This window comes from Paracoccus acridae, assembly GCF_014642735.1.
Classification (GTDB): domain Bacteria; phylum Pseudomonadota; class Alphaproteobacteria; order Rhodobacterales; family Rhodobacteraceae; genus Paracoccus; species Paracoccus acridae.
In genome coordinates, this window is record NZ_BMIV01000003.1 from 190,589 (window position 1) to 212,832 (window position 22,244).

The following is a 22,244-nucleotide window of genomic DNA, read 5'->3' on the forward strand; positions in this document are numbered from 1 at the left end:
CTTTCCGCGCGTTTCCTGGTGGTCAGGCAACGCCGGCACCAATGATCCGGGGCCACGACGATGGACTCTGCTGAGGCAACTTGCCGGTCAGATCAGGTCCTTAAAGTCGGCCCAACGTCGTGCATATGGAAGTTCGACGAGCAGTCGTGGTGCGGAATTGAACCATGGAAATGCGCAAGCGTCCTTGATGGAGTTGTCCCATCATCAGTTTGAACGCCCCAAAAGCTGGCATAGCCGATCCAGTTCCTCCAGATTTTTGTAGGTGATCGAAATCGTGCCACCCCCATGAGGGGCATGGTCGATCGCCACGGCCATTTTCAGCTGCGCGGAAAGGTCCCCTTCCAAGACCCGCGTATCGGCGTCCTTGTCACCCTTGCGGCGAGACTGCGACTTCTCACCAGAAGTTGTGTTCTTCCCTTGCCGACGCACAAGATCTTCGGTTTCCCGAACGGATAGGCCACCATCAATAACGCGCCGTGCCAGAGTGGCAGCGTTGTCCGCCGTGATCAAAGCCCGGGCATGTCCCGCTGTCAACCGGCCATCCTTGACATAATCCTGAACTGGATCAGGCAAGGTCAAGAGCCTCAAGAGATTGGCGATATGGCTGCGGCTCTTGTTCAGTGCCTCGGCCAATTTTTCCTGGGTATGGCCGAACCGGTCCATGAGCTGACGAAAGGATGCAGCCTCTTCGATGGCATTCAGATCGGCGCGCTGAATGTTTTCGATGATGGCAACTTCGAGAACCTCGGTGTCGGTCAGGTCCCGGATGATCACCGGAAGTTCATGCAACTGCGCCATCTGCGCCGCACGCCAGCGACGTTCGCCCGCGACGATCTGGTAAAGACCCTCATCCCTCGGATGCTTGCGGACGATCAAGGGTTGAAGAACGCCACGTTGACGAAGAGATTCTGCAAGTTCCTGCAAAGCCGCCGGATCGAAATGCCGCCGGGGCTGATCCGGATTGGCCGTGATCTGTTCGATGGGAACCATCGTCCGATCCTTGGTCGGCTTTGGTTCGCCCGGCGTATCAAGATCCAGATCCGCCATCAGCGCCGACAGGCCACGACCCAAGCCGCGTTTTGCAGATTTGCTGTCGGACATCAGGCAACCTCATTGGCAAGTTTAAGACGAGCCGCAAATTCGGCTGCGAACTGACGATAGGCAAGGCTGCCCTTGGACGCAGGATCGTACAGAAGAACAGGCTGCGCAAAGGAAGGTGCTTCCGACACACGGACGTTTCGAGGAATGACAGTTGTAAAAACCAGATCCCCCAGCGTCGCACGGGCATCAGCTTCAACCTGCTGAGACAGATTGTTGCGGTAATCAGACATCGTCAACAGAACGCCGTTTACGCGAAGATTGGGGTTCCCGCTTTGACGCACATGCTTCACCGTCGACAAAAGCTGCGACAAACCTTCGAGGGCATAGAATTCAGCCTGCAAGGGAACAAGGACCGCATCTGCAGCAACCATGGCATTCACGGTCAACAGCCCCAATGCAGGCGGGCAATCGATCAAGATCACGCTGTCGCAGGGAGCTTCATCCAGCTTGCGCCTTAAAAGACGAGTGCGATCCTTTACCTGGGCCAGATCAACATCGGCTGACGAAAGATCAGGGGTCGCTGGAACAACTGTGAGGTTCTCAATGTCTGTCTGGACTTGGCAGTCCTGCAGAGAGTCTGGCCCTGCCAGAAGATCATAGACCGTCTTATGACGTTGCTCGACTTCGATCCCCAAGCCCGTCGAAGCGTTTCCTTGCGGATCCAGGTCAATCAGGATTGTCTGATGGCCAGCCATGGCCAGTGCCGCACCCAGATTGATGGCAGTGGTCGTCTTCCCTACCCCGCCTTTCTGATTGGCAACGGCAATGACGCTAAGCTCCGCCATGTCTGACTCCAGTCACTTCCAGTATTGCTGCTCCAGCCTCAGTTCGGCTTGGATGCGCTATATAGTCAAAATTCCAGGTCTTCCGGGCATCTTGAACTTCCTGCCGCCAAAGAACGCCTTTCATCAGAAAGGCCTTCCCAGAAGGTGCCATGTGCAGCGCAAGATATGCCATGAGTTGCCTCAACGGGGCAAGAGCACGCGCGCTGACATAGTCAGCATTCTGAGGAGAAAGTGCCTCGATCCTCTCGTTCACAATGGTCACGTTGGTCAATGCAGTTTCTCGCACAACAGTGCGCAGGAAAGCTGCTTTACGTTTGTCGCTCTCGACCAACTTGAATTTGATATCAGTATCGCTGCTGGAAATGGCAAGGACCAAGCCAGGCAGGCCGCCACCGCTTCCAAGATCCACCCATAGACCAGATGTACCGCCAGCGATTTCACTTACCTGAAGACAGTCATCAAAATGCCTTTCCTGAAGATAGGGCAGAGTTGCCGGAGAAATAAGATTGATCTTGGAGTTCCATCGCCCAAGAAGATCGCCATAAATCGTCAATCTGTCCTTTGTTTCACGTGAAACAATCATGCCGTTAACTTTTTCTTAAACTTCGATGCGGCAAGCAGAAGCGTCAGAGCCGCAGGCGTCATACCTTCGATCTTGGCTGCCGCAGCAAGCGTTTCCGGACGAAGGGCGTTCAGCTTGGCTGCCAGTTCCTTGGACAAACCGGATAGCTGCGCATAGTTGAACTTTTCCGGCAACAAGACCGCCTCGTCCTGCTTCAACAACTCCACATCCCGGGCTTGCCGATCAATGTATTGATTATAGAGGGCGTCATTGCGCAGTTGCTCCAGCGTAGCTGGATTGATCTTGCGAATTTCCGGGTGGAGACCTTCAAGCTGGGCAAGTGAAATATCCTGCTGACCCATCAAGCCAAAGATGGACCGCCTCTGCCCATCTTGACGGACGGCAATGCCAGCCTTCGACAACATATACGGACTGAACGTCAGATTCTGCATATTTTGGAGTGCAGCTTCATAACGCGTCTGCCGATCTTCAAAGAACCTGCGACGCCGTTCACTGATGCAGCCGATCTTGATTCCCAATGGCGTTAGACGCTGATCAGCGTTGTCCGCACGCAAGGATAAACGAAACTCTGCCCGAGAGGTGAACATCCGGTATGGCTCAGAAACGCCGCGAGACGTCAGATCATCAATCATCACCCCGATATAGCTATCTGCGCGGCTGAAGGTGATACTTTCACGTCCTTGTGCAGCTGATGCCGCGTTCAACCCAGCAAGAAGGCCCTGCGCAGCTGCCTCTTCGTAGCCGGTTGTACCGTTTATCTGACCTGCCAGGTAAAGACCTTGTACATTCTTCAATTCCAGCGTGTTTTTCAAAGCGCGTGGATCAACATAGTCGTACTCGACTGCATAGCCAGGCTGCAGGATAACAGCTTGCTCCAGCCCCTTTATCGTTCGGACATACTCCAACTGAATGTCGGCTGGTAGCGACGTAGAAATTCCGTTTGGATAAACCGTATTGTCTTCCAGACCCTCTGGTTCCAAGAAGATTTGGTGAGAGTCCTTGTCACTAAAGCGCAAGATCTTGTCCTCAATCGAAGGACAATAACGGGGCCCGCGACCAGAGATATGACCACCATACATTGCGGATTGAGACAGATTGCCTCTGATAATCTCATGCGTATAAATGTTCGTATGAGTGATACCACATGAGATCTGACGTGCTTCAGCAGCACTACTCAGATAAGAGAACAGGACCGGCTGATCATCGCCAGGCTGTTTTTCGAGGACATCCCAATTGATCGTTCGACCGTCCAGTCGGGGAGGAGTGCCAGTCTTGAGGCGTCCCAAAGGAAGATCGTATCGGCTGATTGATTCGGCCAACTGATTGGAAGCACGATCCCCCCAGCGTCCAGCAGGACGACTTTGATCGCCGATATGGATCAAGCCGTTCAAGAATGTCCCGGTAGTCAGGACAACCGCGTTGGCGTGTAACGTCGTCCCTTCTGCAAGCTGTACTCCTGAAACAAGCTGGTCATCTCCCAGTAAGCGAGAGACTTCAGAAAAGATCAGATCGACATTTGAATAGCTGGATATGGCTTCAAAGGCATGCGCCCGATACAGGCTTCTGTCCATCTGGGCACGCGGTCCTTGGACTGCCGGACCTTTCTTGCGGTTCAATAATCTGAACTGAATACCGGCGCGGTCGGCAATATGGCCCATCAAGCCATCCAAGGCGTCGACTTCTCGAACCAGATGGCCTTTGCCCAGTCCCCCAATGGCGGGATTGCAAGACAAGGCTCCTATATCTTCGCGACGCATTGTTACCAAGGCAGTCTTTGCACCCATCCTGGCAGAAGCTGCAGCCGCTTCGAGACCCGCATGACCCGCGCCAACAACAATAACATCATATTGTTTCACGTGAAACACTCACTTTCCGATGCAGAAGGATGTGAAGATTACATCCAGATAATCTTCCGCACCGATTCTGCCAAGTAATCGATCCAAAGAAGAGGCCGTACGCCGAATGGTTTCGGCCAACAGTTCTGGTGGAAGGCCTTCTGCCCCCTCAAGGGCTTCGTATGCTTCGGATAAGGCTGAAAGTTGGCGCTGATGACTGACAAGCGCAGCATTGGCTGTTCTGGCACTTAATGCATCAAAAATTCGGTCTATCAGCTGATCCAACCCTTCTGACGTCAAGGACGATACCGGAAGACCCTCTACACTGTTAAACAAATCTGACTTCGTGGCGACCAGAATATCCCCATCTTGCCACAGTGTGTCGTCCTTCTTCCCTTCAGGAGAAAGGTGAAGGCGTAAATCCGCTTCGACCGCTCGCGTTCTTGCCCGTTCTATCCCCAAGCTTTCGACGATGTCTTCTGACGTGCGCAGACCTGCGGTATCCAGCAACGTAACCGCCAATCCTCGAATATCCAAACGCAGTTCGATGATATCGCGAGTTGTGCCGGCGACGTCGGATACCAAAGCCACTTCCCGGCGCGCGATCCGGTTGATCAGACTGGATTTTCCGGCGTTCGGAGGGCCGATGACCGCCACCTCGAAACCGTTTCGAATACGTTCCGCCGCGGCATAACCGGAAATCTGTTCGTGAAGATCGCGCCTCAGTTCAGACAGAAGATCGAAAACTTCGTCTGGAACATCATCCGGAACATCTTCATCGGCAAAATCAACACTGCTTTCCACCAGGGCGCCGGCGCGGATCAGCAGGGATCGCCAGTGGTCCGCCTTTCGGGCAAGTTCACCGCTGCTCATCCTCATGGCCAGACGTCGCTGGGATTCCGTTTCAGCAGCAAGAAGATCGCCCAAGCCTTCCACTTCGGACAGGTCCATGCGCCCATTCAGAAAGGCACGGCGGGTGAATTCTCCGGCTTCTGCCAGGCGCAGGCCCTGGTTCGTCAGCATCTGCCCCAAACGACGCACGATGACCGGTGCGCCATGCAGATGAATCTCAGCCAATTCCTCGCCTGTAAAGCTGTGGCCTTCTTCGAACCACATGACCAAGGCACGATCCAGGATGTTGTCGGCATCCCGGATATCTCGAAGATAGGCATGACGGGGGCGGGCCAACGGACCTGCCAAGCTTTCGGCTATACGTCGTGCCCCATCGCCGCTTATCCTGACAATGGAAACGCCACCCCGCCCAGGCGGGGTGGCTTCGGCATAGATCAAGTCCATTGCTGTCTCGTCAGGCGTTCATCGAGTCGAAAAACTCAGAATTCGACTTGGTTTGTTTCAGTTTCGAGATCAGGAATTCGATCGCATCCGTGGTGCCCATCGGGTTCAAGATACGTCGCAACAGATAGGTCTTTTGCAGGTCCTTGGAATCGACCAGCAGTTCTTCCTTCCGCGTTCCCGATTTCAGGATATCCATGGCCGGGAAGACCCGCTTGTCCGCCACCTTGCGGTCCAGCACGATCTCGCTGTTGCCGGTCCCTTTGAATTCCTCGAAGATCACTTCGTCCATCCGTGATCCGGTATCGATCAGGGCTGTGGCGATGATGGTCAGCGAACCGCCTTCCTCGATATTCCGGGCAGCACCGAAGAACCGCTTGGGCCGCTGCAATGCATTCGCATCGACGCCGCCCGTCAGGACCTTGCCAGAACTAGGGACCACAGTGTTGAACGCCCTACCAAGTCTCGTGATAGAATCCAGAAGAATCACAACATCTCGTTTATGTTCCACCAGACGTTTGGCCTTTTCGATCACCATCTCCGACACCGCGACATGTCGGCTGGCCGGTTCGTCGAAGGTCGAGGAGATCACCTCGCCCTTCACGGACCGCTGCATGTCCGTCACTTCCTCGGGGCGTTCGTCGATCAGCAGGACGATCAGATAGCATTCAGGGTGATTGCGTTCGATGGAATGGGCGATATTCTGCAGCAGCACGGTCTTGCCGGTGCGCGGGGGCGCCACGATCAGCGACCGTTGGCCCTTGCCGATGGGCGCAACAAGATCGATGATCCTGGCGGAGCGATCCCGGATGGTCGGATCCTCGATTTCCATCTTCAGCCTTTCGTTCGGATAAAGCGGCGTCAGGTTGTCGAAGGCGACCTTGTGGCGGGCCTTTTCCGGATCTTCGAAATTGATCCGCTCGACCTTGGTCAGCGCGAAATAACGTTCGTTTTCCCCCGGTGCCCGGATCACCCCCTCGACCGTGTCGCCGGTGCGCAGGCTGTGCTGGCGGATCATGTCGGGGCTGACATAGATGTCGTCGGGACCGGGCAGATAGTTCGCGGCCGTCGATCGCAGGAAGCCGAAGCCATCCTGCACGACCTCCAGCACGCCGTCGCCGCCGATGTCTATCCCTTCCTCGGCATGTTCCTTGAGGATCGAGAACATCATCTCGCCCTTGCGCATGGTCGAGGCGTTCTCGATCTCCCACTCCTCGGCCAAGGACAGCAGTTCCGCCGGGCTCTTGGCCTTGAGTTCGGAGAGGTTAAGACGTTCTTCGGACATGATATCACCGGGGTACCGCGCCTTGCCGCGCGGCTGGTCAGGTTATGGTTCGGGAATCCCCGTGCCGGACGGCCGGGCTTACGGGCCACATAGACATGACAGGGACCCGAGTCAATCCGCCCGGCCTAGAACTTGACGATCACCGACACCACGATCAGGGCCATCAACAGGGTCGGGATCTCGTTCATCATGCGATAGCGTCGTCCGGAAAGGCCCTGCCCGCCCAGCAGGTGCCGCCGCTGGCCCGCACACCACATGTGAAACCAGGTCATTCCCAGAACCCCGGCAGCCTTGGTCCAGGGCCAGATCATCGACCAGTCCACCATGCCCGGCGTCAGCACCAGGGACAGTCCGCTGATCCAGGTGGCGATCATCGCCGGGTTCATGATCAGGCGCAGCAGCTTGTCTTCCATGATGGTGAAGCTGGCTGCGGGTTCGCCCCCCTGCCCGCGTTCGGCATGATAGACGAACAAGCGTGGCAGATAGAACAGGCCTGCCATCCAGGAAATGACCGCCATGACGTGGAAAGCCTTGGCATAGGGATAGATCACCGAAAGACCGTCCAGCATCACCGTTCTTCTTCTTAAATATAAAGAAAAGATAAAGGATGATGTTGATGTAGGCCCTGTGGACAGTGGGATAAAGCAGAAATCCCGCGATTCACCCCCGGATCTTCCAAATGTGGATAATTCGGGGATGATCGGGCGAAAAATGAAATTTTCTCATTCGGATCAATTTCATGGATTGTGGATAAGTCTGTGGGAGATGGACAGGGCCGCCGATTCCCCCACAGATCCTGACAGGCGGACCCGGCAGTTATGCACTTGGGGACGCAACGCGGTTGGCCGGTGGTTGTTCCGGGCCGATCTGGGGACGCCTCGAAACCTGTTCGACCTGCCCTCATGATTCGACCCGATTCCCCCCGGATCTTATCCACAGGCGGTTCTGCCGGGGTGGACATGCCCTTGCAAAGAACGCTTTTTTCGGCGGCAGTCCCGGCTTAGGCTGGGTCCAAGCCAAGGAATCCCGCGATGATCGACGACCAAGCCAGCCCTCCTGCCCATGTGCCGCTTGCCGGTGTCATCGGAATGCCGATCGCTCATTCCAGGTCACCCCGCCTGCATGGCCATTGGCTGCGGCGATATGGCATCGCCGGGCATTACATTCCCATGCCCGTCATGCCCGAGCACCTGGCCGAGGTGCTGCGCGCCCTGCCCCGGCTGGGTTTCGTGGGCATCAACGTGACCATCCCGCACAAGGAGGCGGCCTTGACCCTGGCCGATGCGGTGACGGATCGCGCGGCATTGATCGGCGCGGCGAACACGCTGATCTTCCGGCCCGACGGCAAGATCCATGCCGACAATACCGATGGCTATGGGTTCATCGCCAACCTGCGTCAGAACGCGCCCGACTGGAATCCCGATGCCGGTCCCGCCGCGGTGATCGGCGCGGGTGGTGCCGCACGGGCGGTGGTTGCCTCGCTTCTGGACAGCGGCGTCAAGGAACTGCGGATCACCAACCGCACCCGGATCCGGTCCGAACAGATCAAGGCGGAATTCGGCGCACGGTTGATCGTCTATGACTGGGCGCAGGCCGGCAACATGCTGGACGGGGCGACCACCGTGGTCAATGCCACATCCCTGGGGATGGAAGGCAAGCAGCCCCTGCGCGTGCCGCTGGACGCCTTGTCCCCCGATGCGCTTGTGACGGATCTGGTCTATACCCCCTTGATGACGCCCTTCCTGTCCGAGGCGCAGGCCCGGGGATGCCGGGTGGTGGATGGGTTGGGAATGCTGCTGCACCAGGCGGCGCCGGGATTTGAACGCTGGTTCGGCCGCCGCCCCGAGGTGGACGAGGAAACACGCAGGGTCGTGCTGGAATGACCTTCCGGCTGGGCCTCACCGGCAGCATCGGCATGGGCAAGTCCACCACGGCGCAGATGTTTCGCGACCTGGGCCATCCCGTCTGGGACGCCGATCAGGCTGTTCACCGACTTTACGCGCCCGGCGGCGCGGCGGTGGCTCCGGTGGCGGCAGTCTTCCCAGGCGCCTTGCGGGACGGCGGCATCGACCGTGAGGCGTTGAAAGCGGCGATTGCCGGTGATCCCGCCGCCCTGGACCGTCTGTCGGCCATCGTCCATCCCATCGTCGCTGCCGACCGCGAAGCCTATATCGCCCGTCATCCCGCTGCCCTTCTGGTCGTCCTGGATATTCCGCTGCTTTACGAAAACGGATATGAAACCCAGATGGACGGGGTGGCGGTCGTGTCGGCCGACGCGGAAACCCAGCGGCGGCGTGTCTTGGCGCGGCCGGGCATGACGGCGGATCTGCTGGCCCTAATCCTGTCGCGCCAGATGCCCGATGCCCGGAAACGGGCGCGGGCGGACTGGATCATCCCGACGGACAGCATGGATGCCGCCCGCCAAGCCGTCGAAGACATCGTGAAGGAGATCAAGGCCTGTGCGTGAGATCGTGATGGACACTGAAACCACCGGCTTCGATGCGGACAAGGACGACCGCATCGTCGAGATCGGCGGGATCGAGCTGGTGAACCACCTGCCGACCGGGCGGACCTTTCACGTCTATATCAACCCCGAACGCCCGATGCCCAAGGACGCCTTCGAGGTGCATGGCCTGGGCGACGATTTCCTGCGCGACAAGCCGAAATTTGCCGAAATTGCCGGGGACTTCATCGACTTCATCGGCGACGATGCCCGACTGGTGATCCACAACGCCAGCTTCGACATGAAATTCCTGAATGCCGAACTGCGCCGCCTGGGCCGCCCTGCCCTGCCCTGGTCGCGTGCCTTGGACACCCTGGCGCTCGCGCGAGAGAAATTCCCCGGCGCGCCCGCATCGCTGGATGCGCTGTGCCGTCGCTTCGGCATCGACAATTCCAGCCGCCAGCGTCACGGGGCGCTGCTGGACAGCGAACTTCTGGCCGAGGTGTATCTGGAACTGATCGGCGGCAGGCAGCCCGATCTGGTGCTGGACCAGCCCGGGCGGTCCGGCGGTCCCGTGGCCGGTTCTCCGGACAGCGGTCCCCGTGCCCCGCGCCCGGCGCCCCTGCCGCCCCGCCTGACGCCGGCGGAAGCAGCGGCCCATGCCGAATTTGTCGCACGACTGGGTGAAAGCGCAATCTGGGCGCGCTATGGCGGTTGACAGATTCCACCGCCGGTGACGCCATGATCCGGGGCGGACCAGAGGGACGAAGGTGCCGATGCTGACCATGCTGCGCGAGATCTGGGCCTTCATGGCGGCGGTCCTGGAACGCATGGACAAGATCCACATGGGCCTGATCGCGGCGGGCGTGGCCTTCTATGCCATGTTCGCGGTCTTTCCGGGCCTTGCCGCCATCATCGCCCTGTGGAGCCTGTGGTTCGATCCGGCCGTCATCAACACCTATCTGGACGTGGCGCATGAATTCCTGCCCGAAGGCGCGGCGGATCTGATCGACGCCCAGATCCTGTCGCTGACCGCGGCCGGCAAGACATCCGTGGGCTGGGCATCCTTTGTGTCCTTCCTGGTGGCCACCATTGCCGCCCGCGCGGGGGTCGAGGCCGTCGTGGGGGGCCTCAACGCCGCCTATGGCGTGCGGTCCCATTCGACCGTCTTCAGCTTCATGCTGGCCTATGCGCTGACGCTGGCGATTGTGGGGATTTCCCTGGCGGGGCTTGCCACCATCGTGCTGGTGCCGATCCTTCTGAATTTCCAGGTCTTCGAACAGGTTCGCGGCTGGCTGGTCGCGGGCCTGCCCTGGGGGGCGATGTTCATGCTGGTGATCCTGGGAATCGGGATCCTGTACCGCTATGGCCCGAACGTGAAGACGCCGCGCACCCCGATCTTTACTTGGGGTGCGGTTTTCGCGGCCTTTCTGTGGGCGGCGGCATCGGTGGCCTTCTCGGCCTATCTCAGCAGCTTCAACAGCTATAACCGCATCTACGGATCCATCGGCACGGTGGTGGCGCTGCTGATGTGGTTCTATCTGGCGGGATTTTCCGTCCTGCTGGGCGCCCTGATCAATGTCGAGATCGCCCGCCGCCGCCGCGTCCGCGCCGCGCGCGAGGCCCGCGCCTCCCTGCTGGCGGATGTGAAAAAGGCGGCGGAATGACCCGCCGCCCCAAGTTGCGTGGACGCCGGCTCAGGCCGCGTCCAATCCTTCGGTGGATGAGAAGAACATCGCCTGGCTGACGGCGGACCGGACCTGTTCCTCGGTATAGGGCTTGGAAATCAGGAAGGCGGGTTCGGGCCGTTCGCCGGTCAGCAGGCGTTCGGGGAAGGCGGTGATGAAGATCACCGGAATATCGCCCAGATCGCGCAGCAGTTCGTTCACGGCGTCGATGCCGGACGATCCGTCGGCCAGCTGGATATCGGCCAGGATCAGGTCGGGGCGGTTCTGGCCCGCCAGTTCGATGGCCGCCGTGTGGGTGCGGGCCACGCCCGTCACGTCATGGCCCATGGCCTGGACGATGCCCTTCAGGTCCATGGCGATGATCATCTCGTCCTCGATCACCATGACCTTGCCGCGCAGCGACGCGCTCATCTCGGACAGGGCGATCTGGACCAGTTCCTCGGCCTCGGCCTGGTCGATCTGCATGACGCGGGCGATCTGGTCCGGGCGCAGTTCCTCGATCGTGCGCAGCAGCAGCGCTTCGCGCGAATTGGCGGTCAGGCCGCGCAGATGGTCCTGCGCACGCGATTCGCGTGCGGTGCGCTCGCCCTCGTCGATGGGCTGGCCCGAACTTTGCCAGATCGCATGGAAGGTGCGGAACAGCCCGATGCGGATATCGTCTTCCCCATCCAGAACGGAACGGTCGGACAGAATGGCTTCCAGCGTGGCTGCGGCATAATTGTCACCGGCACGCTGGCTTCCGGTCAGTGCACGCGCATAGCGCCGCAGATAGGGCAGCTCGCGCCCGATGGACTGGGCAAGATCGGCAGACGACATATTTCAAATCCTCGAATTCGGATATTGCGCGGAACCTATCCTAACCCCTACAGGTTGGATACCGTGCGCACAAGATTTCCGGGACTAACAAAGTAATGACATCGAAGCGAGATGATCGTCGCAAGGCGGCAGTCGAAAAACAGATCGACGAAAATCTTCGTCGCGCGTTTGAGCAGGATGCAACAGAGCAGGTTCCCGACCGCTTTCTTGCCCTTCTTGAACAACTGCGCGAGCAGAAGTGAGTTCCTTGCAAAACGCGACGATACGCGACGGTGGACGGTGACAGAATGAAAACTCCGGCTGCGGGCGACCCGCGCGACCAACTGGTTGACCACTTGCCTGCCCTGCGCGCCTTTGCCCTGTCCTTGACGCGCGAAGGGGCTGCCGCCGACGACCTGGTCCAGGACACGATCGTCAAGGCTTGGACCAACATGGACAAGTTCCAGGCCGGCACCAACCTGCGGGCATGGCTGTTCACCATCCTGCGCAACACCTTCTATTCGGCCCGCCGCAAGACCAAGCGCGAGGTCAGCGACACCGACGGCATCCACGCCGCGCGCCAGGCCACCCGGCCCGACCACGACGGGCGGCTGGCGTTGAAGGATTTCCGGCTGGCCTTCCAGCAACTGCCCGACGAACAGCGCGAAGCGCTGATCCTGGTGGGCGCGTCGGGCTTTTCCTATGAGGAAGCGGCAGACATGACGGGCGTCGCCATCGGCACCGTCAAGTCGCGGGCCAATCGCGGGCGGCGCAAGCTGGCGGAACTGCTGCATATGGAAAGCGGTGAGGATCTGGACATGACCGATCAGGCGACACTGGCCGTGATGGCGTCCAGCCACACCATCGCCCGCTAGGGTGGGCCGGTGCTCCGGCGGATCAGCGACCGGCTGGATTTCACGCGCAAGCTGGGCTTCCGGCTGGGCGCCCTTCTGTCGGTGGCGATCCTTCCGCTGGGCCTGATCTCGCTGATCCAGAACTTCAACCTGGTCCGAGAGGCCGAGCGCGGGGTCGAATTGGCGCTTCTGGGCCGCACATCCTCGGCCGCAGCGGGGGAACGGGCGTTGCTGCAAAGCGCGCTGGGTTCGGCCGATGCGCTTGGCCCGGCGGTGCTGGAATCGCTGGACCGCCCCCAGGTCTGCGCCGATCTGATGCGCAACTTCATACAGCGCAGCGCGACCTATGTCTTTGCGGGCTTCGTGCCGCTGGACGGGCAAAGCACATGCAATTCCGCCTGGCAGGACGAGCCGGTGGATTTCACCTCCTCCGCGGGATACCAGATTTTCAAGGAAGAACCAGGCACCCTGGTGACATCCGTCCAAAGCGGGGTCGTCAACAACCGGCCCCTGGTTCTGGTCCTGCAGCCCCTGTATCGCGACAGCCAGATGCTGGGCTATATCAGCCTGTCGCTGACCACCGAATTGCTGCGATCCACCCATAACATCACCTTCGGGACCGAAGGCGCACGCATCGTGACCTTCAACCATCGCGGGCAGATCCTGACATCGGATACCGATGCGCAGACCTCGACCCAGGACATCCTGCCCCAGAACGTCGATCTGCTCAGCCTGCTGTCGCGGACGGAAACCAATTTCAAGGCGCGTGCCGGAAACGGGCAGATGCGCATGTTCACCGTGGTTCCCGCCGTTCCCGGCCTTGTCTATGCCCTGGGCAGCTGGTCGCCCAAGACGGCCAATGTCGGGATGTTCCAGTTGTCCCGGCTGGGCGCGGTGACGATCCCCATGGCCTTGTGGCTGGTGTCGCTGGCCGTGGCCTATTTCGCGGTCTTCCGCATGGTGCTGCGCCATATCACCGTGCTGCGCGGCCAGATGCGCCGTTTCGCGATCGGCAACCGCAGCGAACCGCCCCCCGTCCTGACCGATGCGCCAACCGAAATCTGCGATGTCAGCCAGACCTTCCACAACATGGCCCGCATCCTGATCCGGGACGAGGAACAGATGGAGGAAGCGGTCGCCGAAAAGACCGTCCTGCTGAAAGAGGTCCATCACCGGGTCAAGAACAACCTGCAACTGATCGCGTCCATCATCAACATGCAAAGCCGGGTGATCGACGACCCCGACGCCAAGCGGGTGCTGCGTTCGGTCCAGGACCGGGTGGCCGCGCTGGCGACGATCTATCGCAACCTGTATCAGGCCGAACATCTTGACGCGGTCGAGGCGGGGCGGCTGATCTGCGATATCGTCAACCAGATGGTCAACGCCTCGGTCGGGCCGGGCAGCACCCTGCATGTGGAAACCCATATCGAGACGCTTGTCCTGCTGCCCGACCAGGCGGTGCCCCTGTCGCTGCTGGCGACCGAGGCCTTTACCAACGCCCTGAAATACGCAGGCGCGGCACCGGATGGGGGGACGCCCTGGGTCAGGATCAGCCTGACGACGCCCCGACCGGGGCTGGGCGTGCTGGAGATCGCCAATTCCGTCAATGAGACCGACAAGTCTGGCAGCACCGGCCTGGGCAGCCAGCTGATCGAGGCCTTCACGACCCAGCTGGAAGGCCAGGTGACGTCGGGGATGCAGGACGGCAGCTTTGTCCTGCGGCTGGAATTCGATGTCCAGACCGGCAATGTCACGCCCGAGGGGCGCAACGTGGTGCTGACCTCGGCCGCGCGGGCCGGGGCGCAGCACTGAACGCTTGCACGGGAAGGGCGGAATACTATCTTGTCAGGCATGGATGCGCAGGACAGCTTCGATCTGACCACCGGCAGGGGATTGATGGCCTGTCCCCGCTGCGATGCCCTGCATGTCGAGGAAGAGCTGGATCCCGGCGAAACGGCCACCTGCATCCGCTGCGGCGGTGTGCTGGCCAAGCCGCGCGGCGGGGCCTTCACGCAATTGATCGCCCTGTCCTTCACCACGGTCGTCCTGATGATGGGGGCGATCTTCTTTCCGTTCCTGGAAATCTCGCGCATGGGGTTCGGCAACGCCACCTCGCTTTTCGGGGTGGGGATGGCATTCGCGGATGGGGTGCTGCTGCCCCTGGTGCTGGCGGTGATGATGATGATCGTGGGCTTGCCGGTGCTGCGGGCCTTTCTGCTGGTCTATACGCTGACGCCCCTGGCGCAGGGCCGCGCGCCTTATCGCCACGCGGCGCGGGCCTTTCGCTGGTCCGAACTGCTGCGCCCCTGGTCCATGGCCGAGATCTTCGTGATCGGCACGGCGGTCGCCCTGGTCAAGGTGGCGGGGCTTGCGACCGTCCATCTTGGTCCCGCCTTCTGGGCCTTTTGCGCGCTGATCCTGGTCAACCTCGCCTCGCGCGGGTTCATGTGCCAGACGACCATCTGGGACGCCATCGAGGATGCGGGCCTGCATACCGACGGCCGCGAGATGGTCCAGGGCCGCGTTTCGTGACCCCGGACAGCGCCCCGATCCTGACCGCGCATCGTGCAGGCCTGCTGGGCTGTCGGTCCTGCGGGCGCGTCTGGCCCGAAGGCCAGGAAACCTGCGACCGCTGCGGCGCTGATCTGGTGCCGCCCGACCGGCGCGGCCTGCAGAAGGTCTGGGCCTGGTGGGCGGCCGGGCTGATCATGTATGTCCCGGCCAACCTGTTTCCGATGATGCGCACCCAGACCTTTGCCGGCCTGCAGGGCAGTTCCGAGGCCACGATCCTGGAAGGCGTGGTCGAACTGATGCATTACGGCAATTACGACATCGCCATCATCGTCTTTGTCGCCTCGGTGATCGTGCCGATGGCCAAGTTCCTGGCGATCGCCTGGCTGGCCAGGGTCGCCGGTCGCCCCGCGACGGTGGAACAGGCCCATACCCGGCTGAAGATCTATGAGGTGGTCGAATTCATCGGCCGCTGGTCGATGATCGACGTCTTCGTGGTGGCGATCCTGTCGGCGCTTGTGCAGCTGGGCTTCGTGGCCTCGATCCATCCCGGCCCCGCCGCGGTGTCCTTTGCGCTGTCTGTTGCCTTCACCATGCTTTCCGCGCAAAGCTTTGATCCAAGACTGATCTGGCGCGGCTTGCCGTTGCGAAGCCGGACAGGCACCGAGGGGCAGGACTGACACCGACATGACCGATACGCCGCCGCCCGTCAGACCGGCAAGCCCGGTGCGCAAGACTGCCGCGCGCGCCGCCCAGGCCGGGATCAACGTCATCTGGCTTGTGCCCATCGTCGCCCTGATCGTGACGCTGGGGATCGCCTGGAACGCCTATTCCACCCGCGGCGCGGTGATCGAGGTCGAGTTTGCCGATGCGACCGGCGTGACGCCCGGCGAAACCGCCCTGCGCTTCCGCGAGATCACCGTGGGACAGGTCGAATCCGTCAGCTTCACCCCGGATCTGGCGCGCGTGGTGGTGAAGATCCGCGTGGACAAGGACGTGGCGCCCTTCATCGATTCCGAGGCATCCTTCTGGATCGTCCGTCCGCAGGTGACGGCCCAGGGGGTGACGCGCCTGGACACGGTTCTGACCGGCGCCTTCATCGAAGGCTATTGGGACGCCAATGTCAGCGGCGAACAAACCCGCTTCACAGGCCAGGACCGCGCGCCCCTGATCCGCGAGGACACGCCCGGCACGATGGTCACGCTGGCCATGGAGAATGCCGACGGCATCAGCGAAGGCGCGCCGGTCCTGTATCGCGGCGTCCAGGTCGGCCGGATGGAGAATATCCGCCTTGCCGGAACGGAAGACCAGGTCATCGCCGACGCCTTCATCGAGGCGCCGCACGACAAGCGGCTGACGACCTCGACCGTGTTCTGGGATACCTCGGGCTTTTCGCTGTCGCTGGGCGCGTCGGGGGTGTCCTTCAACGTGAATTCGCTGTCCTCGGTCCTGCAGGGGGGGGTGGCCTTCGACACCCTGATCAGCGGCGGACGGCCCGTGGAAGCAGGCCATGTCTATGCCCTGCAACCGGACGAGGATACGGCCCGGAACGACATCCTGGCCAGCGACAGCGGCGAGCCGCTGCGCCTTGCCATGCTGATCGACGATTCGCTGCAAGGACTGGCCAAGGGGGCGGATGTGCAGTTCCAGGGCCTGCGCGTGGGCCAGGTCACGGATCTGGCGGTGACGCAGGATGAACCGCGCGGGGAAATCCGCCAGGTGGTGACAATGGCGATTTCCCCGGCGCGGCTGGGATTGCCCCAGGACGCCACGCCCGAGAACGCGCTTGCCTTCCTGGAGCAGGCCGTGTCCCAGGGCCTTCGCGCACGCGTGGCCAGTGCCGGGTTCCTGGGCACGTCGCTGATGGTCGAACTGGTCGAAATTCCCGGCGCCGAACCGGCCAGCATCAACACAGACGCCCAGCCCAATCCCATCATCCCGTCCGTGCCCGGCGATCTGGACGACTTCAGCGCCAATGCACAGAGCTTCCTGTCCCGCATCGGCAACCTGCCGCTGGAAGATGTGCTAAGGTCGGCGACCGACATGATGAACAGCATCACCGCCATTGCCAGTTCGGAAGATACCCGCGCCATTCCCGAAAGCCTGCGCGAGACCCTGGACCAGACCCGCAGCGCGGCCACCGACATCGGCGGCATGGCCCGCGACCTGCGCGACAGCGGCACGGCCGAGAACATCGCCCGCCTGGTCGATGAAGCCGCCGCCGCCGCCGAGGCCGTCAAGCTTGCGGCCGCCGACGTGCCGGACATGGTGGACCAGATCGATGCCGCCGCCACCGCGGTCGAGGAGTTCGAGTTTGCCGAGATCAGCGCCCAGGCCGAAGGGATCCTGGCCGACCTGCGCGCCATGCTGGGCAGCGAGGATGCCGAACAACTGCCGCGCAACCTGTCCAACACGCTCGAGGCCGCGTCGGGCCTGCTCAACGACCTGCGCGACGGCGACGCGGCGGGCAGCCTGAACAACGCGCTCGACAGCGCCAGCACGGCGGCGGACGAGATCGCCACCTCGGTCCAGCGGTTGCCGCAATTGATCCAGCGGTTGGAGGCGACGGCGGCGCGGGCGGATTCGGTGCTGGCTTCCTATGGCGAACGGTCGGCCTTCAACACCGAGGCCGTCAACATGCTGCGCGAACTGCGCCGCGCGACCGAGGCCTTCGGGTCGCTGGCCCGCCTGATCGAACGCAACCCCCGCGCCTTCATTCTGGGACGATGACATGACCCTGCGCCTGCCCGTGACCCTTGCCTGCCTTGGCCTTCTGGGGCTGTCGGCCTGTTCCGACCCGGAAAAGACCGCGCGTTTCATCATCGACCCGCCGGCGACCGGCGAACAGGTCCCCAACCGGCTGGGCAGCGCGGAACTGAAGGATGTGTCCCTGCCGGAATACGCATCCGGGCAAGAGGTCGCCTTCCAGACCGAAGACGGCGCGGTGCGGTCAAGCCCCGACAACCTGTGGGCCGACAATCCGCAGCGCGCCTTTACCCTGTCGCTGGCGCGGGCGATTTCGGACGCATCGGGCGCGACCGTGATCGGGGAACCCTGGCCCCTGGCCGAACCCCCGCAGCGCGTGCTGGAGGTGCGGGTGGAACGAGCCTTGGCGCAGGCCAATGGCGTTTATCGCCTGTCGGGCCGTTACTTCGTCGCGGATGAAGGCAGCGGGGCTGCGAACCACGCCCGCAGTTTCGACATCGCCGTGCCCCTGGGCGGCACCGGACCGGGGGCCTCGGCCGCGGCGGCATCGTCGGCCATCGCGATCCTGGCCCGGCAGATCGCCACGCTGTCGGGTCCGGGGCGCACCATCGCCACCACCGCGCCCGCCGATCCCTTTGCGCTGGATCCGCTGTTCTGAGCCAAATTTGGCGGATGGACCAAAAACCATCCGCCAAACCACCCGCGAGGGAAACAGGGAACCGTCAAACAGAGGAACTTCGCGGGTTGTCCCGATCCCGGTAATCGCCGGGACGGGTGGCTGGGTCGTCGTGCAGGTTCGCCCGTCCCATGACGCGGACGATGACCGGCAGGACGAAGTGATCGAAACATCCTCGATCGGGGGCGAAGGCACCGGGACGACCGACGCCTCCGCAATCCTCGCAATCCTCGATGCTGCCCCAGCAATTTGGACAGGCACCCAGGGCGCAGGCCAGCATCTCGACATGATCGACAAGAAGCTGGTTTTCCTGCTCGAGCCGGCGAAACGCGGCCCAGGTGGGACGGTCTGGTTCAGCGAGAGGAGCACCGAACCCTGACCGTCCCTGCATCTCCGCCAACAGGGTTTCGGGCGACTGGGCCGGCATATTCTGCACACCCCCCGGTCCATTGCCCAAAAGCTGAAGCGCGGCGATGACATTGTTGAAATTCGGAATTGTGTCACCCGGCATGTCCGTTTTTCCCTCCTGCTGCTGCCAAGCGAGGCGTCACCCCGTGCGACCGATGAACGGTATCAATGGAATCACTATCCATGGGGGGCGTGAAACGGGCGTGAATCGATCAGGGGAAAATCGCCCGGAAAGCGTGAAATATGCTTGGAACGTCTAGAATTCCGGAAATGGCGTGGGAAAATCCAGCATGGGCGTTGGGGCAGGGCGCGCGGACTGGTTTTCGGCCAGTTGGCGGATCGCCGCACGGCTGCCCGGCCGCTGACCGTCCGACAGTTGCCCGGCCAGCCATCGGGCCAGTTGCGGGGCAGACATCGACGTGCCCGAGGACAGTTCGAAACTGCCGCTGTCGCGCCCGCGCAGGATCATGCCGGGGCTGTTGATCGCCCGATCGACGGGGACCAGGCAGTCGCCCGGCTGGCCGTCGTCCAGAAGCGCGGCATAACCCGCGGTGGTCCCTTCGCGTCGATAGATCGCCCCGCCCCGCAGCGGACGTTCGCCCGTGGCATAGGCGTTGACCGTATCCGTGCGGATCACCGACGGATCGCCGCCGTTCTGCGCGTCGGTCAGGATCGGGAAGCCCGACGGTTCATGGCTGCGATAGGCCGGGTCGTGGAACCAGCTTTGCCGGGCACCCCGGCGGAATCCGCGGATCACCTCGTCGCGCTGCGCCGCCAGGTCATAGACCCCTTCGGGCGAGGCATCCGCGATCCGCACCCGCCATTCGCCCGGTGGGGCGAAAGCCTCGCCCAGGCGTTCGGGGCAGGTGGGGACCGCGATCACGGTGATGCCGTCGCGCCACTGCCCGTCGCGCGTCTGATGCGGGGTGTAATAGGCTCGCGCCAGGGGCCGCCCGTCGGGGCCGGACAGGATCGAATATTGCCAGGGCAGGGTGAATGCGGTGGTGGCGGGGGCCAGTCCCGGCACGGTCAGGGTGATCCGCAGATCGCCGCGCGGAAAATGGGCATGGGGCGGCCCCCAGATTTCGATGGCGTTGATGGTGCCGTCGTCGGCCGGCAGGCGCCAGGCGATGTGCTGGCCCGGTTTCAGCCGGGCGCGCAGACGGTCCTGGCGATGGTTGCCGACAGGCAGCACGAAATGGATCGGCCCCAGATCCGGGGCGGAAAAATCCGACACCGCATCCATGAAGCGTTCCAGCGGGGTGGATCCGTCGCGCGGACCGGCGGTCAGGCCCAGGCTGATGTTGATGACGACCGGCAGGCGGACCGATCCCGGCGCCAGGTTTCGCCGCCGTTCGATGAAGCGGCACAACCGCCGGGCGCGGTTGATGATGAACAGGATCCCCGCCAGGATCGGCACCGGCGCCAGGACGCCCATGGAATCCGCCGTGATCCGGGGCGGCAGGCAGACCGCGATCAGCGGATGGTTCCGGGCCTGGGGATCGGCCGGATCGAAGCCCGCAGCCAGGGGCGCCACCGCCGCGCCATGCCCCGACTCGAACGCGCCGGACGGTGTGGCGGGCCGGGTCAGATCGACCGCGCCGGTCATGCGATAGATCGTCTCCTCGCCCGCGATGGCGCCTGATGCGGCGCGGGCCAGCAGGTCCGACAGTTCCGCCCCCCGCCATTCCGCCCCGGTCGGCAGGTCGTCCCCCGGTTGCGGGCGGAATCGGGCATCCTGCAGCCAGACCGAGGCCGTGCGCGACAGGTTGCCCGGCAGGGTGAACCGCTGGTGGACGAAGGGGATGGCGTCGTCGATCACCCCGATGATGCAGCCGGTGCGGGGATCGGGCAGGGCGCCGTCCGACAGATAGGCAAGCGACGGATCGTCCAGATCCCTGTCATCTTCCCCCTCTCGCGGATCGGGGTTGCGGGAATCGTCGGACAGGATGCCCGCCGGATCGTCCAGGAAATCCTGGAAGGACGACAGGATGGCGAATGCCAGGGCCATCATTCGAAGGTCCGCCTGACCAGATCGCGCAATGCCCGTTCAAGCTGGCCCGGCAGGTCGGCGCCGTCGTCCGGCCCATGGGGTTCGCGGGGCGGCGCGTCGCCCCGTTCGGCCCGCAGGTCATAGTAGTAATGCAGATAGGGCGACAGGCCGGGGCGGAACCTGTCATGCGCCGCGCGGGGTTCGGACCATCGGGCGGGGGGCGGATCCTCCTTCAGCTCCATCGGTTGGTCCATTCCTGTTGCGCGCGCTGGCACAGCGATCGCCACAGCGGCGCCGGACGCGGTGCGGTCGCATCGTTCTTGAAGTCCGTCGCGGAATCCTGCCCCGTCACCATCCGGTCCAGGATGGCATAGTGGAAGTCGCGCGGACCCGCGGCCTCGCGGAACTGGCGACCGTCGAATTCCGCCGATCCCACATTCGTCTTCAGGCCTCGCGCCATCAGGTAACGCCCCAACTGGATGCCCAGCACCGCCCCGGCCGCGCTGTCCGCCGGGAAATGCACGCCTGCAACCGTCCGGTTGATGGCGATCCGGCAGGCCAAGCGATAGATCTGGCTGTCGGCCTTTACCCCTGCGGCCGGATTTTCCAGCAAGGCCAGCATCGTTGCCAGCGTGAAGATCTGGGTCGCATGACCGCTGGGCAGGGCCGGATGGGCCGGTTCGGGGATGATCGGCTGGATGCGGTTGCTGAACTGGTTCGGCCGGGGACAGCCAAGCGCCAGCTTGACGCGCATCACCACGGGCGTGACCAGATCCAGCCCGACCTCCAGCATCTCGGCCAGGGCAAGGTTGCGGACGGGGTCGATGGGCAGGATGCTGGCCAAAAAGGGGATCAGGTATTGCTGCTGGACGGTGATTTCCGCCAACCGGTCGCCGCGCAATTCGGCATAGGCCGCCACCAGCGGGGCGGCCTGGCTGAAATCCGCGACATCGGGGCGGGCGATCCGGACCAGGGGCAGATATTCCAGCGTCGCCCCCGTCTTGCGCCGCGACACGGTCATGGCGCGCGCCGTCTTGCCGGGCGGGGCATCGTCTTCGGTCTCGAAGGCCAGATCCTCCAGCAGTTCGGACATCAGGACGGCGTTGCGGTATTCCCGCGCCAAGCGGGGCAAGCGGGCGGCAAGGTCTAGGTTGCTCGGCTGTTCCGGCGAGGGGGTGATGATTTCAGTGCCGACGATGGCATCGCGAGTCCGCAACAGGGCTGCGGACAGCAGCCCCGCGTCGCCCGACAAGCTGCCGGCCTCCTGTCCATGTTGACCGTGCTGTCC

General features: G+C 62.4%; 23 protein-coding genes. 11 read left to right on the forward strand and 12 right to left on the reverse strand.

What is annotated here, in order from left to right; translation table 11 throughout:
• Nucleotides 1-204 precede the first annotated feature (204 nt).
• From IEX25_RS06305 to IEX25_RS06335, 7 genes are all read right to left on the reverse strand, one after another.
• Nucleotides 205-1,101, reverse strand: a complete 897-nt coding sequence (locus IEX25_RS06305; protein ID WP_188714495.1) for a ParB/RepB/Spo0J family partition protein — start codon at nucleotides 1,099-1,101, stop codon at nucleotides 205-207.
• Nucleotides 1,101-1,886 (reverse strand): ParA family protein, encoded by a 786-nt coding sequence (locus tag IEX25_RS06310; protein ID WP_188714496.1) that lies wholly within the window; start codon nucleotides 1,884-1,886, stop codon nucleotides 1,101-1,103. The genes IEX25_RS06305 and IEX25_RS06310 overlap by 1 nt, the downstream gene beginning before the upstream one ends.
• Nucleotides 1,873-2,469, reverse strand: coding sequence for a 16S rRNA (guanine(527)-N(7))-methyltransferase RsmG (gene rsmG / locus IEX25_RS06315; protein WP_188714497.1), 597 nt, complete (start codon nucleotides 2,467-2,469; stop codon nucleotides 1,873-1,875). The genes IEX25_RS06310 and rsmG overlap by 14 nt, the downstream gene beginning before the upstream one ends.
• Complete coding sequence (gene mnmG / locus IEX25_RS06320; RefSeq protein ID WP_188714498.1) at nucleotides 2,466-4,325, reverse strand: tRNA uridine-5-carboxymethylaminomethyl(34) synthesis enzyme MnmG; 1,860 nt, start codon at nucleotides 4,323-4,325, stop codon at nucleotides 2,466-2,468. The genes rsmG and mnmG overlap by 4 nt, the downstream gene beginning before the upstream one ends.
• A 9-nt stretch (nucleotides 4,326-4,334) precedes the next feature.
• Complete coding sequence (gene mnmE / locus IEX25_RS06325) at nucleotides 4,335-5,600, reverse strand: tRNA uridine-5-carboxymethylaminomethyl(34) synthesis GTPase MnmE (RefSeq protein WP_188714499.1); 1,266 nt, start codon at nucleotides 5,598-5,600, stop codon at nucleotides 4,335-4,337.
• A gap of 10 nt (nucleotides 5,601-5,610) precedes the next feature.
• Nucleotides 5,611-6,882, reverse strand: coding sequence for a transcription termination factor Rho (gene rho / locus IEX25_RS06330; protein ID WP_103172098.1), 1,272 nt, complete (start codon nucleotides 6,880-6,882; stop codon nucleotides 5,611-5,613).
• Between the two features lie 125 nt (nucleotides 6,883-7,007).
• Nucleotides 7,008-7,451: a CopD family protein gene (locus IEX25_RS06335; protein WP_188714500.1), complete on the reverse strand. Its 444-nt coding sequence runs from the start codon at nucleotides 7,449-7,451 to the stop codon at nucleotides 7,008-7,010.
• 462 nt (nucleotides 7,452-7,913) lie between these two features.
• On the opposite strand from IEX25_RS06335, the gene IEX25_RS06340 reads away from it, so the two are divergent.
• The 4 genes from IEX25_RS06340 to IEX25_RS06355 are packed head-to-tail and all read left to right on the forward strand — an operon-like array spanning nucleotide 7,914 to nucleotide 10,992.
• On the forward strand, nucleotides 7,914-8,765 hold the full coding sequence (locus IEX25_RS06340) for a shikimate dehydrogenase (RefSeq protein WP_188714501.1): 852 nt from the start codon (nucleotides 7,914-7,916) through the stop codon (nucleotides 8,763-8,765).
• On the forward strand, nucleotides 8,762-9,349 hold the full coding sequence (coaE, locus tag IEX25_RS06345; RefSeq protein ID WP_188714502.1) for a dephospho-CoA kinase: 588 nt from the start codon (nucleotides 8,762-8,764) through the stop codon (nucleotides 9,347-9,349). Before IEX25_RS06340 ends, coaE begins: the two co-directional genes overlap by 4 nt.
• Nucleotides 9,342-10,043, forward strand: a complete 702-nt coding sequence (gene dnaQ, locus IEX25_RS06350; protein ID WP_188714503.1) for a DNA polymerase III subunit epsilon — start codon at nucleotides 9,342-9,344, stop codon at nucleotides 10,041-10,043. Before coaE ends, dnaQ begins: the two co-directional genes overlap by 8 nt.
• A 58-nt stretch (nucleotides 10,044-10,101) precedes the next feature.
• A complete protein-coding gene (locus IEX25_RS06355; protein WP_229665086.1) occupies nucleotides 10,102-10,992 on the forward strand; it encodes a YihY/virulence factor BrkB family protein in 891 nt (296 codons plus the stop codon).
• Between the two features lie 30 nt (nucleotides 10,993-11,022).
• On the opposite strand, the gene IEX25_RS06360 is transcribed toward IEX25_RS06355, so the two are convergent.
• Nucleotides 11,023-11,829, reverse strand: coding sequence for a response regulator (locus tag IEX25_RS06360; RefSeq protein WP_103172093.1), 807 nt, complete (start codon nucleotides 11,827-11,829; stop codon nucleotides 11,023-11,025).
• Between the two features lie 95 nt (nucleotides 11,830-11,924).
• On the opposite strand from IEX25_RS06360, the gene IEX25_RS06365 reads away from it, so the two are divergent.
• The 7 genes from IEX25_RS06365 to IEX25_RS06395 are packed head-to-tail and all read left to right on the forward strand — an operon-like array spanning nucleotide 11,925 to nucleotide 18,537.
• Nucleotides 11,925-12,071, forward strand: a complete 147-nt coding sequence (locus IEX25_RS06365) for a NepR family anti-sigma factor (protein ID WP_103172092.1) — start codon at nucleotides 11,925-11,927, stop codon at nucleotides 12,069-12,071.
• A 45-nt stretch (nucleotides 12,072-12,116) separates the two neighbouring features.
• Nucleotides 12,117-12,683, forward strand: coding sequence for an RNA polymerase sigma factor (locus tag IEX25_RS06370; RefSeq protein ID WP_103172091.1), 567 nt, complete (start codon nucleotides 12,117-12,119; stop codon nucleotides 12,681-12,683).
• 9 nt (nucleotides 12,684-12,692) lie between these two features.
• Nucleotides 12,693-14,474 carry a sensor histidine kinase gene (locus IEX25_RS06375; protein WP_188714504.1) on the forward strand — a complete coding sequence of 594 codons (1,782 nt, stop codon included), beginning with the start codon at nucleotides 12,693-12,695 and terminating at the stop codon, nucleotides 14,472-14,474.
• A 39-nt stretch (nucleotides 14,475-14,513) separates the two neighbouring features.
• Nucleotides 14,514-15,194 carry a paraquat-inducible protein A gene (locus IEX25_RS06380; RefSeq protein ID WP_103172089.1) on the forward strand — a complete coding sequence of 227 codons (681 nt, stop codon included), beginning with the start codon at nucleotides 14,514-14,516 and terminating at the stop codon, nucleotides 15,192-15,194.
• Nucleotides 15,191-15,853: a paraquat-inducible protein A gene (locus IEX25_RS06385; RefSeq protein ID WP_229665074.1), complete on the forward strand. Its 663-nt coding sequence runs from the start codon at nucleotides 15,191-15,193 to the stop codon at nucleotides 15,851-15,853. Before IEX25_RS06380 ends, IEX25_RS06385 begins: the two co-directional genes overlap by 4 nt.
• A 7-nt stretch (nucleotides 15,854-15,860) precedes the next feature.
• Nucleotides 15,861-17,903, forward strand: coding sequence for a PqiB family protein (locus IEX25_RS06390; RefSeq protein WP_188714505.1), 2,043 nt, complete (start codon nucleotides 15,861-15,863; stop codon nucleotides 17,901-17,903).
• A gap of 1 nt (nucleotide 17,904) precedes the next feature.
• Nucleotides 17,905-18,537 (forward strand): PqiC family protein, encoded by a 633-nt coding sequence (locus IEX25_RS06395; protein WP_103172086.1) that lies wholly within the window; start codon nucleotides 17,905-17,907, stop codon nucleotides 18,535-18,537.
• 64 nt (nucleotides 18,538-18,601) lie between these two features.
• Here IEX25_RS06395 and IEX25_RS06400 read toward each other — a convergent pair whose 3' ends face one another.
• The 4 genes from IEX25_RS06400 to IEX25_RS06415 all read right to left on the reverse strand — a co-directional run bounded on the left by IEX25_RS06400 (nucleotide 18,602) and on the right by IEX25_RS06415 (nucleotide 22,208).
• Entirely contained in the window at nucleotides 18,602-19,066 is a 465-nt protein-coding gene (locus IEX25_RS06400) for a hypothetical protein (protein ID WP_146038611.1), read from the reverse strand.
• 153 nt (nucleotides 19,067-19,219) lie between these two features.
• Nucleotides 19,220-20,977, reverse strand: coding sequence for a S8/S53 family peptidase (locus IEX25_RS06405; protein WP_188714506.1), 1,758 nt, complete (start codon nucleotides 20,975-20,977; stop codon nucleotides 19,220-19,222).
• Nucleotides 20,974-21,198 (reverse strand): hypothetical protein, encoded by a 225-nt coding sequence (locus IEX25_RS06410; protein WP_103172083.1) that lies wholly within the window; start codon nucleotides 21,196-21,198, stop codon nucleotides 20,974-20,976. The genes IEX25_RS06405 and IEX25_RS06410 overlap by 4 nt, the downstream gene beginning before the upstream one ends.
• Nucleotides 21,189-22,208 carry a phosphatase PAP2 family protein gene (locus IEX25_RS06415; protein WP_229665075.1) on the reverse strand — a complete coding sequence of 340 codons (1,020 nt, stop codon included), beginning with the start codon at nucleotides 22,206-22,208 and terminating at the stop codon, nucleotides 21,189-21,191. Before IEX25_RS06415 ends, IEX25_RS06410 begins: the two co-directional genes overlap by 10 nt.
• Between the last annotated feature and the right edge of the window lie 36 nt (nucleotides 22,209-22,244).